This is a genomic window from Methanobacterium veterum (assembly GCF_000745485.1).
Classification (GTDB): domain Archaea; phylum Methanobacteriota; class Methanobacteria; order Methanobacteriales; family Methanobacteriaceae; genus Methanobacterium_D; species Methanobacterium_D veterum.
This window is the reverse complement of the sequence record NZ_JQJK01000008.1, coordinates 70,683-86,758: the sequence shown is the minus strand read 5'-3', so window position 1 is coordinate 86,758 and position 16,076 is coordinate 70,683. Positions and strand designations below refer to the sequence as shown.

Annotated in this window: 12 protein-coding genes; 9 read left to right on the top strand and 3 right to left on the bottom strand. The window is 34.6% G+C overall.

The genetic code is table 11. From position 1 onward, the window contains the following. Positions 1–9: 9 nt before the first annotated feature. The 6 genes from EJ01_RS00455 (at position 10) to EJ01_RS00430 (ending at position 7,832) form a co-directional block, all read left to right on the top strand. Complete coding sequence (locus EJ01_RS00455; RefSeq protein WP_048079971.1) at positions 10–804, top strand: isopentenyl phosphate kinase; 795 nt, start codon at positions 10–12, stop codon at positions 802–804. Positions 805–974: 170 nt separating this feature from the next. Beyond that, positions 975–2,027: a type 2 isopentenyl-diphosphate Delta-isomerase gene (gene fni / locus EJ01_RS00450; protein ID WP_048079970.1), complete on the top strand. Its 1,053-nt coding sequence runs from the start codon at positions 975–977 to the stop codon at positions 2,025–2,027. A gap of 207 nt (positions 2,028–2,234) precedes the next feature. Further along, entirely contained in the window at positions 2,235–3,584 is a 1,350-nt protein-coding gene (locus EJ01_RS00445) for an RNase J family beta-CASP ribonuclease (protein ID WP_048079969.1), read from the top strand. After that, the gene (idsA, locus tag EJ01_RS00440) at positions 3,584–4,570 is read left to right on the top strand and encodes a short chain isoprenyl diphosphate synthase IdsA (protein ID WP_048079968.1); all 987 of its coding nucleotides are present in this window, start codon (positions 3,584–3,586) and stop codon (positions 4,568–4,570) included. The genes EJ01_RS00445 and idsA overlap by 1 nt, the downstream gene beginning before the upstream one ends. A gap of 161 nt (positions 4,571–4,731) precedes the next feature. Beyond that, complete coding sequence (locus EJ01_RS00435; protein ID WP_048079967.1) at positions 4,732–6,549, top strand: glutamate--tRNA ligase; 1,818 nt, start codon at positions 4,732–4,734, stop codon at positions 6,547–6,549. A gap of 47 nt (positions 6,550–6,596) precedes the next feature. Further along, positions 6,597–7,832 carry an LL-diaminopimelate aminotransferase gene (locus EJ01_RS00430; RefSeq protein ID WP_048079966.1) on the top strand — a complete coding sequence of 412 codons (1,236 nt, stop codon included), beginning with the start codon at positions 6,597–6,599 and terminating at the stop codon, positions 7,830–7,832. Positions 7,833–8,049: 217 nt separating this feature from the next. Here EJ01_RS00430 and EJ01_RS00425 read toward each other — a convergent pair whose 3' ends face one another. After that, the gene (locus EJ01_RS00425) at positions 8,050–8,811 is read right to left on the bottom strand and encodes a hypothetical protein (protein WP_048079965.1); all 762 of its coding nucleotides are present in this window, start codon (positions 8,809–8,811) and stop codon (positions 8,050–8,052) included. Positions 8,812–9,378: 567 nt separating this feature from the next. Between EJ01_RS00425 and EJ01_RS00420 the strand changes: the two genes are divergently transcribed. Further along, positions 9,379–10,728, top strand: a complete 1,350-nt coding sequence (locus EJ01_RS00420; RefSeq protein ID WP_048079964.1) for a M20/M25/M40 family metallo-hydrolase — start codon at positions 9,379–9,381, stop codon at positions 10,726–10,728. A gap of 30 nt (positions 10,729–10,758) precedes the next feature. Here EJ01_RS00420 and EJ01_RS00415 read toward each other — a convergent pair whose 3' ends face one another. Next, the gene (locus EJ01_RS00415; protein ID WP_048079963.1) at positions 10,759–11,082 is read right to left on the bottom strand and encodes a hypothetical protein; all 324 of its coding nucleotides are present in this window, start codon (positions 11,080–11,082) and stop codon (positions 10,759–10,761) included. A gap of 973 nt (positions 11,083–12,055) precedes the next feature. On the opposite strand from EJ01_RS00415, the gene EJ01_RS00410 reads away from it, so the two are divergent. After that, complete coding sequence (locus EJ01_RS00410) at positions 12,056–13,078, top strand: adenylosuccinate synthetase (RefSeq protein ID WP_048079962.1); 1,023 nt, start codon at positions 12,056–12,058, stop codon at positions 13,076–13,078. Between the two features lie 1,478 nt (positions 13,079–14,556). On the opposite strand, the gene EJ01_RS00405 is transcribed toward EJ01_RS00410, so the two are convergent. After that, positions 14,557–14,952, bottom strand: a complete 396-nt coding sequence (locus EJ01_RS00405; protein WP_048079961.1) for a hypothetical protein — start codon at positions 14,950–14,952, stop codon at positions 14,557–14,559. Between the two features lie 293 nt (positions 14,953–15,245). Here EJ01_RS00405 and EJ01_RS00400 point away from each other — a divergent pair, with 293 nt between their 5' ends. Continuing rightward, the gene (locus EJ01_RS00400; protein ID WP_048079960.1) at positions 15,246–16,076 is read left to right on the top strand and encodes a methanogenesis marker 8 protein; all 831 of its coding nucleotides are present in this window, start codon (positions 15,246–15,248) and stop codon (positions 16,074–16,076) included.

The following is a 16,076-nucleotide window of genomic DNA, read 5'->3' as shown; positions in this document are numbered from 1 at the left end:
TGATGCTAATTGATTATTCTTAAACTAGGGGGTAGCGTGATCACAAAGAAAGAGGCAGAAGAGCCCCTTATTGATCATGATAATTTAAATAGAATTTCAGGCGAAATTGCAGATTCATCATTTGACAAGCTCATAATTGTACATGGGGCAGGTTCATTTGGACATCCATCTGCCAAAAAATATGAAATAGGCAGCCCAGTAACAGATGAAGAAGATTTTGCCAGAAAAAAACTTGGATTTTGCATTACGCAGAGCTGGGTTAAAAAATTGAATACTCTTGTTTGTGATAGTTTAAGGGAAAAAGGAGTTTTAGCAGTCTCAGTACAACCATCATCATTCATTATAACTAAAAACAAACGAATCCATTCTTGTAATTTGGATTTAATTAATAAATATTTAGAATTGGGATTTGTCCCGGTTATCTACGGAGACGTGGTGCCGGATCTGGACGAATCTATAAAAATATGTGTTTTATCTGGTGATCAGATAATAAACTATCTGGGGGAAAATTTGAAACCAATGCGTGTTATTTTAGGTTCTGATGTAGATGGTATCTACACTAAAAACCCGAAAAAATACGAAGATGCAAAATTATTGAATACCGTTACGTCATGTGATGACCTTGTTGCAGAAGGTTCATTAAACGTGGATGTCACTGGTGGAATGAACGGGAAACTTACAGAACTTATAGAGCTTGCACAACTTGGAGTTGAATCTGAAATTATAAATGCAGGTAAAGAAAACTTTGTTAAAAGAGCTCTAAATCATGAAAAAGGAATTGGAACCATAATTAAAAAGAAATAAATTAATTATTTAACTGAATTATGAAGCTATTTATTTGGAAAAATATTAATCAGAAAGATTGGAACTCTAAGAAATAAATTTAATCATTTAGTTTATGAAAGAGTTTTAAATCACATACTCATAATAATTTAAGAATTAATGGACGTAATTAAAAAAGAAGGAAGTATATCATGACTTCAGAACGGAAACTAGAACATTTATTAATATGTAATCAGCGTGATGTTGAATATCGGGGTAAAAGTACTGGATTTGAAGATATAGAACTCATCCATAAAGCTCTTCCTGAAGTGGATAAAGAAGGAATTGATGTATCAATAGACTTTTTTGGAAAAAAATTAGATATTCCTTTAATAATATCAGCTATAACTGGAGGACACCCTGCAGCAACTAAAATAAATAGAGAACTTGCAAAAGCCGCAGATGAACTTAATATAGGGATGGGCGTTGGAAGTCAGCGTGCTGCTGTAGAAAATAAAGAGCTTATCCCAACCTACAGTGTAGTAAGAGAAAATGCACCATCTGCATTTATAATAGGTAACATAGGTGCACCGCAGATAGAATATGCAGAAGCTGCAGCTGGAATGATAGAAGCAGATGCCCTTGCAATTCATCTAAATACTTTACAGGAAGCAATTCAGCCTGAAGGAGATATTGATGCAAGAGGATATGTTGAATCAATCGAAAAAATTGCAGATATAATTGATATGCCTATTATTGCCAAAGAAACAGGTGCAGGAATCTCAAAATCAGAAGCAGTAACTCTGGAAAAAGCAGGTGTTAATGCAATAGATGTTGCAGGTTCTGGAGGCACAAGCTGGGCTGCAGTTGAAACATACCGAGCTAAAGAAGATTATATTGGAAACTTATTCTGGGATTGGGGGATTCCAACTGCTGCAAGTACAGTTGAAGTTTGTGAATCTGTAAATATCCCCGTAATATCATCTGGAGGTATAAGGAGCGGCCTTGACGCTGCTAAAGCATTAGCGTTAGGAGCTGAATGTGTTGGAATTGCTCTACCTCTTCTTAAGGAAGCCTATACAGGTTATGAATCTGTGGTTAAAAAAGTTGAAGAATTTAAAGAATCACTCAAGATTGCAATGTTTCTGGTTGGTGCAAACAACGTAAAAGAACTTAGAAACTGTGATCTGTTAATACGTGGTAAAACACGTGAATGGCTTACTGAAAGGGGCATTGATACCAAAAAATATGCCCGTAGAATTTAATTAGATTGTAACCGGTTTAATGAAATAAATATAGATAATTTACTTAATTTAAAATATAAATACGAATTTAAAATGGAATACAGTTTAAACTGGTTATCATTACAATAATCAATATTATTGCAAACTTTAGAGATTTGATAAGCTGTAAATGTAGCTTAATCAATAAAAGGTTTGTTTTATACGTAAAAAGACGCACGGAGGTCAAAAATGAGCGTTGAAGTAATAGCAATTGGTGGATATGAAGAAGTCGGAAAAAACATGTCCGCTGTTAAAGTCGGAGATGATGTTGTCATATTTGATATGGGAATTCATCTTGATAGAATTCATATTCATGAAGATACAGATATCGCACGAATGCACAGCCTTGATTTGATTGAGAGAGGTGTTATTCCTGACGATACTTTAATGAAAGAAGTTGATGGAAAAGTAAGGGCAATTGTCTTTACACATGGACATTTAGATCATATAGGGGCTGTTGCAAAGCTTGCACACAGGTATGAAGCTCCTATAATAGCAACTCCTTACACTTTAGCTCTTATAGAGCGAACTATTAAGGCAGAAAAGAAATTTACAGTTACAAATCCCCTGCAGGTTTTAAACCCTGGTGAGAAATGTCAGATATCTCCAGATATAACACTTGAGTTTATACAGATGACTCACAGTATTCCGCAAACTGCAATGGCAGCTTTACACACGTCTGAAGGTATTATAGTCTATTCAAATGACTTTAAATTTGACAACTATCAGCTGCTTTCTCCACCCCCAAATTACAGCAGATTAAAAGAACTGGGAAGAAAAGGTGTTCTTGCAGTTATAGTGGATACTACCAGGGCTTCGGAAGAAGGGGAAGCTAAAACTCATTCTGAAAAGATTGCAAGGATCATGCTTAAGGATATAATGCTTGGTCCAATGGATGAAAAGAGCGGGATGCTTGTTACAACATTTTCATCCCATATAGAACGTATCCAGGCTATATGTAATATAGCAAAGGAAAGCGACAGGCAAATGCTGCTTCTTGGAAGATCCATGGAGCGTTTCTGCAGTATAGCTGAAAATATGGGAATTTTAAAACTTCCTGCAACTGCAAGTATATATGGAAGTCCAAAGGCAGTAAACAAAGCCCTTGCAAGGGCAGAAGAAAAACGATCAGAATATCTTTTAGTTACAACGGGACATCAGGGAGAGCCAGATGCACTTTTACCTCGTATCGCTGGTGGAAAAACACATTTCAATGTTAGGAATGGTGATAATGTGGTAATATCTGCACCTATCATTCCAAACCCTATGAATGTTGCAAACAGGAACTTGCTTGAGCGAAGACTTAAATCAAGTGGTGCCAGAATATTTACAAATGCCCACGTATCAGGACATGCAGGACGTGAAGACCACAGGGACTTCATAAGAATGCTCAATCCAATGCATATTATTCCATCACATGGAAGTCTTGAAATGCTTGCATCTTATACTGAACTTGCCGAGGAAGAAGGTTATAAACTAGGAAACAATATTCATATATTAAGAAATGGCCAGGCACAGGTATTTAACGGAGGAGTTTGATGAAAGTAACGCAGGTACTTAAAAAATATTCTGAAAACGTTGATGTAGAAATTGAAGAATCATTGAAAACCATTGATCCTTCATCCCTCGGTGAAGCATCAGCTCATTTAACCAAAGCTGGGGGCAAGAAAATGCGCCCAGCACTTGTTGTATTATGCTGTGAATCTGTTGGGGGCAAAAAGGAAGATGCTTTTAAAACAGCCGCAGCAGTGGAACTGATCCATACTTTCTCCCTTATACACGACGATATAATGGATAAAGATGATATGAGAAGAGGAAAACCATCAGTTCATGCTATATGGGGAGAACCGATGGCAATTCTAGCTGGAGACACCATATTCTCAAAGGCATTTGAATCTATGCTTGAAACAAACATAGAAAATGTCCAGCCTCAAAGAATTATGCGCGCCATGAGCGCTGCAGTAGATGCATGCATTAAATTATGTGAAGGGCAGGCATTAGATATTGGATTTGAGGGAAAATTAGATGTTAAAGAAGAAGAATACCTGAACATGATCTACAAGAAAACTGCTGCACTTATATCTGCTGCAACTAAAGCAGGGGCTCTAATCGGTGGGGGAACAGATGAACAGATCGACGCTCTTGCAGAATACGGAAGATTAATTGGAATGGCATTCCAGATTCAAGATGATTACCTTGATGTGGTAAGTGATGCTGCTGAAATTGGAAAACCCGTTGGCAGTGATATAGTTAAGGGTAAAATGACCCTTATGGTTGTTCATACGCTTTCAAAGGCATCAGATGAAGATAAAGAAAGGTTAATTTATATATTAAACCAGAATGATGAGAGTTTAGTGGATGATGCAATTGCACTGTTTGAAAAATACGGCGCAATTGAATATACTCGAAATATAGCTCTTGAAGATGTTAAAACTGCAAAAGAGCTTTTAAATGTTTTAGATGATTCTGATGCAAAAACAGCCCTTGAATTATTCGCTGATTTTGTAATTGAAAGGACTCACTAGGACATCTTTTATTTATATTCCAAAATTTTAGGCATCCATGAAATACGTTTTCGGGATCCTAAAATCAAATTTTAAGACTTTCGAAAATCTTAAGTTTTCGAGTACCCCAAGCAAAAGTTGCTTGAGGGTTTTTATTATTATTTATTTCTGTGGGTGATTTTATGAGCGATTTAGAAGACCTTTTATATAAATATGCCCTTATGAATGCAGTTAAACATAAGGGAACAGCCCAGATGGGTGCTGTAATCGGCAGTATTATGAGTTCCCATGCAGAGTTTAGAAGCCAGGCAAAAGAAGTTTCTAAACTTGCAGGCCAGGTTGTTGGAAAAGTAAATTCTATGGATCCCGAAACTCAAGCCAGTGAACTTGCCAAAAGAGGCGGATTAGTAGAAAAAGAAAAGAAAGTGGAACAAAAAGGACTTTCAGACCTTCCAGATGTTAAAGGTGAAGTTGTCTTAAGGTTTGCACCTAACCCTAGTGGCCCTCTCCATATAGGGCATGCAAGGGCGGCTGTTTTAAACAATGAATATGTAAAGAGGTACGGCGGTAAACTGGTTCTCCGTATTGAAGATACAGATCCGCGCAGGGTTGATCCAGATGCCTATGAAATGATAGATGAAGATCTTCAGTGGATGGGCGTTGAAATTGATGAGAAAATTATTCAAAGTGACAGGCTTCCAATTTATTACGAATATGCAGAAAAGCTCATTGAGATGGGTGCAGCTTACATGTGCGACTGTGAAGCCGGTGAATTCAAAAAATTAAAAGACCAGTCACTGCCGTGCCCATGCAGAGATTTAGGTGTGGAAGAGAATCTCAAACGTTGGAGAAACATGGAAAACCTTGATGAAGGAGAAGCGGTGCTTCGAGTTAAAACTGACATAGAACATAAAAACCCTGCAATAAGGGATTATGCTATAATGAGGATTGTAGATGCTGAACACCCTCGTATTGGTAGGAAATATAAGATTTACCCAATGATGAATTTCTCCGTGGCTGTAGATGATCACCTGTGTGAAATCACACATGTCTTACGTGGAAAAGACCACCTTGCAAATTCTGAAAAACAGAAGTACTTATACAACTACTTCGGCTGGGACATACCAGTTTTCATACACTATGGAAGACTTAAAATGGAAGACATTGCTTTAAGTACTTCTAAAGCAAGGGCAGGTATAGATGAAGGTATTTATTCTGGATGGGATGACCCAAGACTTGGAACAATAAGGGCCATTGCAAAGCGTGGAATAATGAAAGAGGCCATTCAAGAGCTCATGAATGAAATAGGTGTTAAAATGGCCGATTCAGTTGTAAGCTGGAAGAAAATATACGGATTAAACCGTGCGATTTTAGAAGAAGCTGCAAACCGGTATTTCTTTGTCTGGAACCCTGAAGAAGTTATAATAGATGATTTCCCTCAAGAAAACAAGGAAATAATTAAAAGACCGTTACACCCTGACTTTTTAGATCGCGGATACCGTGAAATTCCATTCAACGGCGAAGTTTATCTTGTAAAAGAAGATTTATACGAAGGATTTAAAGAAATCAAGATAATTAACGACCAGATTTCAGAAAAAAACACTGAAATTGATTCAGATATTCTAGAATTTGCAAAAGAATTAGAATATGAACTTGCTGATAAACTGTTTTATAAAGCTATAAGGCTTATGGACGCACTGAATATAATTATTTTCCGATTAGACTATGCCGATGCAGAAAAAGATTATATTGGGGTCGTGTATAATTCAAACTTTGAAGATGCAAAGAAAGTCGGTGCCCAGTTTATTCACTGGATCCCTGCAGAATATAACAGGGATGTAGAAGTTGTAATGCCTGATGCAAGTGTCACAGCTGGTCTTGCAGAACCTTCATGCAAGGACTTAAAAGTTAATGATATTGTGCAGTTTGAACGTTTCGGGTTTGCAAGGTTAGATGAAATAGTTGATGGTAAGTTGAGATTTTACTTTGCACATAAATGAATAAATAAATTAACCAATATATAATTAGGACTAAAAGAGGACTTAAAATGGCAGTCAAAATTAATGAGAACTATCTATTACTTAAGAGCAGTTATATATTTGCAGAAATTGCTCACCGTGTTGATAAATATCAAAATGAACACCCTGATGCCGACGTTATCCGTATGGGTATTGGTGACGTCACAAGGCCGTTACCAAAGGCAGTGGTAAACGAATTCAAAAACGCAGTTGATGAAATGGGCCAGGCTGACACATTTAGAGGTTACGGGCCGGAACAGGGATACGATTTTCTAATTGAAGAAATCATCAAAAATGATTACGCTCCAAGGGGAATTCAATTAGATAATGATGAAGTATTCATCAGCGACGGGGCAAAATGTGATACCGGAAACATCCAGGAAATATTTGGGCTGGATAATGTAATAGCAATAACAGACCCAGTTTACCCTGTTTATGTGGAAACTAACATCATGGCAGGACGTGGAGGCCCTATGGGAGAAGACGGAAAATATCAGGGACTTGTTTATCTTCCATGCACAGAAGAAAATGACCTTGTACCTGCACTCCCACAAGAAGATGTAGACTTAATCTATTTATGCTTCCCAAACAACCCTACAGGTACTGCTCTTACAAAAGAACAGTTAGCTAAATGGGTAAACTATGCCAGAGAAAACGATGCAATAATTCTCTTCGACGCAGCTTATGAAGCTTACATACGTGAAGACAACATCCCTCACAGTATCTATGAAATAGAAGGGGCAAAAGAAGTGGCAATTGAATTCAGGAGCTTCTCTAAAAATGCAGGATTTACAGGTACCAGATGTGCTTACACTGTAGTACCTAAAGAACTCATGGGCTATGACGGGGAAGGAAATCCTCAAGCTTTAAACCCTCTGTGGAACAGGAGGCAGACAACCAAATTCAACGGTGTCTCTTATCCCATACAGGTCGCTGCCAAAGCGGTTTATTCTCCTGAAGGGCAGAAAGAAATCAAAGAATCAATTGATTACTACATGAAAAATGCTGAAATTATCAGGGAAAGCCTGACAAACATTGGCCTTAAAATTTACGGTGGAGTTAACTCACCTTATATATGGGTCAAAACACCAAACGGCATGGATTCATGGGAATTCTTTGACACCTTGTTAGATAAAGCCCATGTTGTAGGTACACCGGGTGTAGGATTTGGTCCAAGTGGTGAAGGTTACTTCAGGTTAACCGCATTTAACACGCTTGAAAATACCAAAGAAGCAATGAGCAGGATATCTAAACTATCCTTCTAATTGACCCGAATACTTACCTTTTTTCCTATTTTCTTAATTTTTAACTAAATACGATTTTTTCCTTATTTTTAAATGTCAAAATAAATTATATTTCTTTTTATCCCTAACTATCTAGAGATATTATTTATTAATAGCTTGATATTACTACTTAAGCCGCCAGCGGCAGCCGGCGGCGTATAAAATATGTAATTTTTAATATAAAATTTTTCCAATCTTATTACATTTCCAATTTAGAAATATCAGTATTCAACAACTTCAAATAAGTCTTATAAGATACTACCATATCTTCGGGCAATATTTTGTTTCTGCATTGATTTACAGCGTTACAAGCAGCAAGGAATGTTAAAGCAAAACCCTCCCCTGTTCCAAAAGTACTTGCATCTGAAACCCATTTAACAATTGTAATATCTCTGCGTATTCCGTTTATTTTATTAAATAGTTTTTTACCTCGCTTATCCCACTTAATCCCCTTCAATTCTTTATAAAATTCATTATTAGGGGGTTGGAAATTTACAGGTTTATCAAAATCATTTAATAATGACATTAAACGTTCTAAAATATCATGTTCTTTTACAGTATTTTCATGATTTAATTTCTTCTGAATGTAAGCATAGTCTACTTCACGAATTAACCCAAATAATGCTTCAAAATGAGTTGCAACAATAACACCTGTTAAAGAAGATATATAAAGCGGAGGCTTCTTAAGCACTTCAGAAGCTAATTTAACCTGCCTCAACTTCAAAAGATCATCCACAGTATCAATATACGAGGAATCTTCCTCTGGATTCATTTTACTAGCTTCATAAACTTTATCATAGATTTCAGAGTCCATTAAAGTTTGTACACCATCAAGAGCTTCCTTTAAACCCTCAACATCAGGAAAATCTTTCAATATTTTCTCTGCATTTTTTTTGTTTTTTTGTTTTTCCTCGTCAATATTCCATTCGATATTTTCCCACAAACCCATTTTTATCGCCATCCTATCCAGCTTTTAAAAAATCATTAAATGCATCTACTTACATCATTATAACTATTTCGTCCAGCGGGCACAGCCGTGTGGATTATTGGTTTAGCATCAATTATAAGTTTATTACTGTATCTTGTTAATCCCATCCCTTATATAATCTACCAGTGCGTATCTGGTTGGATGGATTTAAAATGGTTTAATGACTTTAAATACAATTCAAAATATGATTAGAAATTTATTACCTAATTTACGTTATTTTTCATCTTTTCAAGCTTCTTAGGAATTTATCCGGAGTTCTACTCACTTTTCATCGAAAAAACATCACATGTAAATATTTTTTATTTATACATAACGCCGCCGGTTGCCGCTGGCGGCTCAAGTAGTAGCTGAAGCAAATAAATTCAAATCTCCAAATATTCAAGATAGGTGGATATAAGAAAATTTTTAGGAAATCTAAAAAACATCTTCAAAATCAAAACAAAAAATGAATTAAATCAAATTTTCCCAAGGGATTTCTTAAGTTATATTAACAACAGAATTTAGATCATTAGATATTGATTTTAATTTATTGGTGATTTAATGCAAAAAGCGCTGGAATATGTGGATGAAAATCTTGACACATTTATTGAAGACCTTAAATCAATATGTTCTATTCCATCTATATCTGTGCAAGATGAGGGCATAAATGAATGTGTAATAAGGATCAAGGAAATTCTTGAAGAATCAGGACTAAATGTTAAAGTACTGGAGTTAGAAGGGGCCAATCCTCTAATCTATGGGGAGTACAAACCTGAAAATTATAGTAAAACAATTATTTTTTACAACCACTACGACGTGCAGCCGGCAGATCCCCTGGAGCTGTGGACGAGCCCCCCTTTTGAGCCCTCCATTAGAGACGGCAAAATATTTGCAAGGGGAGTTGCAGACAACAAGGGGAATATTATAGCTCGAGTCAAGGCCGTTGAATCTATTTTAAAAACAGCAGGTGATCTTCCAGCAGCTGTAAAATTTGTTTTTGAGGGTGAAGAGGAAGTAGGGGGTGTATCACTCCCAAAATATATTGACAAGTATAAAGAACTATTTGAAGCGGATATAGGTGTCTGGGAATCTGGCGACAGACATGAGAATGGAAGGCCGTCTGTAAAGCTTGGTTACAAGGGGCTTGCATTTTTTGAATTTTTTGTTAAGAAAGCTGATAGGGACGTGCATTCCGGCAGGGCAGGACTAGTTCCTAATCCTGTCTGGAGACTAGTGGAGTTTTTAAGCAGTCTTAGAGATGAAAAAGGTAAAATCCTGATTGAAGGGTTCTATGATGATATTAAAATAACTAAAGAAGATGAAGAACTTTTAAAACAAATTCCTTTTGATGATGAGGAAACCAAGGAAGAATATGGACTAACTGAATTTGCAGGGAAATTTGAAGGGTTTGAGGCCCTGAAGTCCTTATATTTGAAACCAACATGCAACATCGATGGTATAAAATCAGGTTACATTGGAGAGGGAACCAAAACTATAGTTCCAAGTGAAGCCCTTGTTAAAGTAGACTTTAGACTTTTCCCAGGGCAGACACCTGAAAAGCTTCTTGAAAATCTCCATAAACATATAGAAAAATATGGATTCAGTGATATTGAGGTTAAGTATCATTACGGCTATGAATCAGCTAAAACACCACCCTCTTCATTTGCAGTGGATATAATTAGAGATGCAACTAGAAAAACATACGGCATAGAACCTTTAATTTATCCAATATCTGTTGGAAGCAGTCCTATTTATAATTTCATAAATAAATTAGGTATCCCAACAGTTTCTACAGGTGCAGAATACTGGGGTTCGCTAGTACATTCTCCAAATGAAAATATTAGAATAGAAGACTTCAGGCTTGCCCTTAAAAACATTGTAAATATAATTGATGAATTATCTAAACATTAGTGTCCTAAAATAAGAAATTTAAAAAAAGGTTTAGTAAGGTTTTATATTGTTATAGTAATCTTCAAAACGGGACCTGTAATTTTTAAGGCCGCGCAGGATCTGTTCATCGCTTTTACCAACCAAACGTCTTAAAGGGCAGTGAACAGACACAATAATTTCAGCAACATTCTTTATGTATCTAACTTCAATCTCTACTTTTTCTTTTTTACTAAACTCATATCTATTCAGCGTTTCTTCAATGTCTTTACATATGCTTTTAGGTAATTCATCATCTGAAAATATTATGGCGCATTCACGTGCAGTCTGGATACTTTCAGCCGTATCATATTCTTTTATACCTTCAAACCTGAGCATGATATCACTAGTAATACTTTATTTTTGATTGTGATATAGTTTACTGAAATATTGGGGACGATTTATTAACTGATTTGAAGTGCGTATTCTATTCAATTTTAGTAAAGAAGGTATTTAGATTTGAATCTGGGTAGGATAGCATGGAATACTTTGTTTTGAGTATGATATATTTTACTGAAATGTTATAAAAAAAATATTTAATTGATTTAATGCTTGTATTTTATTGAATTAGTTGTAAATAGTGTGTTTATCTTTAAATTTGAGCATGATAACATGGAATACTTTATTTTTGATTGTGATATAGTTTACTGAAATATTGGGGACGATTTATTAACTGATTTGAAGTGCGTATTCTATTCAATTTTAGTAAAGAAGGTATTTAGATTTGGATCTGAGTATAACGGCAAGTAATACTTTGTTTTGAGTATAATATATTTTACTGAAATGTTATAAGAAATATTTAATTAATTTGTTTGTATTTCATTGAATTAGTTGTAAATGGGTGTTTATCTTTAAATCACTTTATTCAAGTATGATATGTTTAACTGAAATATTTTAAAGTATTATATAATTTTTAATGAATGATTTAGATTAATTACAAATGTGGTTTCAAGTACCTGTAAACTGAGCATGGGCCATGTATGAAAATTTGCAGTTAATCTTTATATGATAAATGACAAATTAACTACGGCAATGCATGGGATATTAAAAAGTGAATTTTAATATTTTTTAAAGGTATTGTAAAAAAGATGGTTTAACAAAATTAGAATTAAACCAATGGAGAAACTATAAAAAATTAATTCAACGATTTTAAGGATACATTATAAAAGATAACATGTAATAGATAAACTTAGTTCTAAATGTTTTCATGATTTTTAAATAAATTAATATAAAACTTCAAACTCTTAGGGGAAAGATTTTTATCAAGGTCTTCCCATAGTATAAGAGGCGAATAATTATGGAGAATTAAAATATGACATGTAGTATATTAGTTGGTGGCGCCTGGGGAGATGAAGGTAAAGGTAAATGTATCACTTATCTTTGTGACAATGATAAACCAGACATTATAGCAAGAGCAGGTGTAGGTCCAAATGCAGGCCACTCTGTTGAAATTCACGGCGAAAAATATGGATTAAGATTAACTCCTTCCGGATTTGTACATACTGGTGCGAGAATGCTCATTGGAGCAGGAGTACTGGTTGATCCTGAAGTTTTCATGCATGAAATGGAATATTTAAATAAATATAATGTTAGGGACAGGACTTTTGTTGATTATAGATGTGCAATTATAGAAAACAAACATAAAGAACAGGATCAGGCTTCTGATTATCTTAAAAACAAAATAGGAAGTACTGGAACTGGATGTGGACCTGCAAACTCAGACAGAGTTATGAGGACTATAAAACTTGCAGAACAATATGAAGAACTTGAAGATTACCTAACAAATGTCCCTCAAGAAGTAAATGACGCATTAGATGATGATAAAGAGGTTTTTATTGAAGGATCTCAGGGATTCGGCCTCTCTCTTTACTACGGTACATATCCGTATGTAACAAGCAAAGACACAACAGCAAGCACATTTGCAGCTGATGTGGGTGTGGGACCAACCAGGATTGATGAAGTAATAGCTGTTTTTAAATCTTATATAACAAGAGTTGGTGAAGGACCTTTTGCAACTGAAATAACACAGGAAAAAGCTGAAGAAATGGGTATTGAAGAATACGGAACCGTAACTGGCCGTAGAAGGAGGGTAGGCTTATTTGACATGGAACTTGCAAGAGAATCATGCATGATAAACGGTGCAACTCAAATCGCATTAACCTGTGTAGATAAACTTTTCCCAAACTGTGAGAATGTAACAGACTATTCTAAACTTCCTGGAGAAGTTAAAAAGTTTATAGAAGAAATTGAAGGCGAAACAGGCGTACCTGTAACTATAATTTCAACAGGACCTGATCTCGAAGATACAATAGATTTAAGAGATGAACTTTTATAAGCCTTATTTTTTATAAATTTCTATTTTTCTTATTTTTTTAGTTTATGTAGATACCATTGATTTAAGAGATGAACTTTTATAATTATTTAATTTTATTTCTTTCTCATTTTTCTTATTTTTTTAGTTTAATTTCGTGTTGTATCTAATGAAAATTAATAAATAAAATAATTAATTGTTTATTTAGAAGAAATTGCTAAAAATAACCTATGACATATAGGCTGGGCAATAGAAAAAGCGTTAATTTTTAAAGTTTTAACTTTTTGTTAGATAGTTAAACTGATATATTTTTTATAATTATATCTGAAATCAACTATCAAAAATTTTAAATTTTTGTGCGCCACAAAAAACATAGTTTTTTGTCGACTATCAAAACTTAATTTTTGACGTCACAAAATCCTCAAAAACTGAAAGTTTTTGGGACTGTCAAACGCAAAGCGTTTGAGCATGTAAAAAATCTACGATTTTTTACGGTTGCAAATTGAAAATTTGCAAACATTGGAAATCGAAGATTTCCAAAGGTTAGAAAAATGCTTTGCATTTTTCTAAAATTCTACGAATTTTGCCGACTATCACAATCTTATGATTGTGATGTGTAAAATCAGAAATTTTACAACTTCGTTATATGAGCCTATAACGAAGTTTATTAAAATTTTTTTTAAGATAAGAAAATTAATTATTGTATGCCATGTGATACTTGTAAAAGAAATGGATATATCTGTGATCATGATTGGCGGAAGTCATGGATAAGAGGGTTGCAGCTGATGTGATTGTCATGGCAACACCTGTTTATTTATACCATGGGCGCAGATGAAAACTCTAATTGACAGAACATATCAAGATATATGGAAATCAAAGATAAAGACTTTTATTTCATTGCAACTGCGCAGTCACAAGAAAACAGGCTCTTGAAAGGATTATATGGAGATTTGAGGGATTTGCTCCTGTACTTAGTGGCGCGAAAGAAAAAAGTGTAATCTATGGAACTGGAGCTCGAAATATTGGTGATATTAAAGGTAGCAGTGCAATGACAGAAGCCTATGGGAAAAACAGTATAAAAAGAAGAAATAAATAGATAAACACACGTGTATGGATGCAAAAAGTCCATGAATAAATTTTATTAGTGCACAAAATGGAGAAGGGGAAGTTAAAGAAGTTTTTCGAATATGGCTTTAGATAAATTTGCAGAGTTTGTATTGATGCTTTCTACGGTGGGGTGAAATTTTAATTTATGCATGAACTGAACTTTTAAACAATTATAACTAGCAAATGTGCTCATATTAACTGTTTGATCAGTTGAAACCCTGTTTTATCTTTTTAAAGCACTTAATAGATGATATGGTCATTAACTGGATAGCCTCCTAATGTTTAAGATATTTGTATGGACATGCAATATTTTTTTTAAACTGGCTCTGAAAATGTGATTACACATTATGAAACCTATAAAACATTTTTAAGGCAATTTGTAAAATCCATATCTCCTATTTATTCTTCATCGCATCAAAAGCTATATCAATTAAATCTCTTAATCCTGCACTGACATTGTTTAACTGATTATCTGCGGCATAATCTTTGATTTTACGTATTTGGTCTTCACGTAAGGTATAATTACGTGGGATCATGCGTGGTTTTTGTCTATGCTGGTATTCATCGAGTGCTCCGTGTATGAGCTGCAGTAGTCTTGTTATTTTTTTGATTTCATGTATATTGGACGTATTTTCAAGTGCATCTTCAAGCAGTTCACGATCTTTTTCTAATCGTTCATTACTTGGTGAAGAGAATTTATTTGTTTCAAGTAGCTCTCTTAAAACAGTATTAAGATCTTCTTGTACATTCTCTAGATTTACTTTTAAATTTTTATCCTTAATTTCATCCATAACAGATCCCCTCCTACACTATACTATAGTATAGTGGTAGTATAAAAATATAGTTATTAATTGGAGTTGATTTTTTAATAGATTGCTGGTTAATGATTTGGATATGTTTGGCTAAAGTTAATTTAACGAATTAAATATTTTAGTAACGATATTATGGTCAGTATCTTTCCATTAAGTTATTTTGTGGTTTAAATGATTATAAAACTCAATAATTAACTATGATTAATAGATATGAAAATGTTATATATTTCCTCTGTGAGATTACAAATTAATCAGTAAAATGAGGGATAGCAATGGATGAACATGTAATAGAAGCGCTTGGAAAAGCAAGGGTTGTAGTAAGAGATGGCAAAGTGGTGGAAGTTGGAGAACCAAAAATCAATTACTGCCCCCTTTTTGATAAATACAGAGGAATCAAAGAGATTACACCGGAGGCCGTAAAAGAAAATATAGAATTTAGAATCAAAGATTTTGGAATGTGTACTTCCGAACGAAAATTACGTATGAAAGATTTTTTATCGTTTGGAGTATCTGAAACACTGGGAACTCTTCTTGATAAAGGTATAATTGACTGCGCGGTTATTGTAAGTGAAGGATGTGGAACTACCGTCGTTGAGGATCCTGAGTTTGTTCAGGGTATGGCTGGCAGAATATCTGCATTTTTAAGCACATCACCTATTGAAAAAATCATTGTTAAGGTAGGGCCTGAAAATGTTCTTAATCCTGAAACTGCTGAAATTAACCAGATTAAAGGTGTACTAAAGGCTGTTGAGATGGGCCACAAAAAAATAGCAGTTTCTGTTATATCTGCAGAGGATGCAAAAACACTCCGAGAAATTGAAAAAGAACATGAAGGGGTTAATATTTACATATTTGCTGCCCATGTAACTGAAATGTCTAAAGAAGAAGCTGAAGAGCTGTTTGATTATGCAGATGTTGTAACTGGCTGTGCTTCAAAATATATAAGAGAAGTTGGTGAAGGGAGAGAAATTTTCACTGCAGGTGCCTCTATACCAATTTATGGAGTTACAGAAGCTGGAGAAAAGTTTTTAAAAATAAGAATTGAAAAAATAGGGGGATTGAAGGATAAACCTGATGCTAAGATACCTGATCCTTTAATTTAA

Coding starts and splice junctions, on each gene's coding strand:
- EJ01_RS00435 (WP_048079967.1), top strand. CDS start 4,732: ATGAGCGATTTAGAAGACCTTTTATATAAATATGCCCTTATGAATGCA.
- EJ01_RS00410 (WP_048079962.1), top strand. CDS start 12,056: ATGACATGTAGTATATTAGTTGGTGGCGCCTGGGGAGATGAAGGTAAA.
- EJ01_RS00400 (WP_048079960.1), top strand. CDS start 15,246: ATGGATGAACATGTAATAGAAGCGCTTGGAAAAGCAAGGGTTGTAGTA.
- EJ01_RS00430 (WP_048079966.1), top strand. CDS start 6,597: ATGGCAGTCAAAATTAATGAGAACTATCTATTACTTAAGAGCAGTTAT.
- EJ01_RS00415 (WP_048079963.1), bottom strand. CDS start 11,082: ATGCTCAGGTTTGAAGGTATAAAAGAATATGATACGGCTGAAAGTATC.
- idsA (WP_048079968.1), top strand. CDS start 3,584: ATGAAAGTAACGCAGGTACTTAAAAAATATTCTGAAAACGTTGATGTA.
- EJ01_RS00420 (WP_048079964.1), top strand. CDS start 9,379: ATGCAAAAAGCGCTGGAATATGTGGATGAAAATCTTGACACATTTATT.
- EJ01_RS00425 (WP_048079965.1), bottom strand. CDS start 8,811: ATGGCGATAAAAATGGGTTTGTGGGAAAATATCGAATGGAATATTGAC.
- fni (WP_048079970.1), top strand. CDS start 975: ATGACTTCAGAACGGAAACTAGAACATTTATTAATATGTAATCAGCGT.
- EJ01_RS00405 (WP_048079961.1), bottom strand. CDS start 14,952: ATGGATGAAATTAAGGATAAAAATTTAAAAGTAAATCTAGAGAATGTA.
- EJ01_RS00445 (WP_048079969.1), top strand. CDS start 2,235: ATGAGCGTTGAAGTAATAGCAATTGGTGGATATGAAGAAGTCGGAAAA.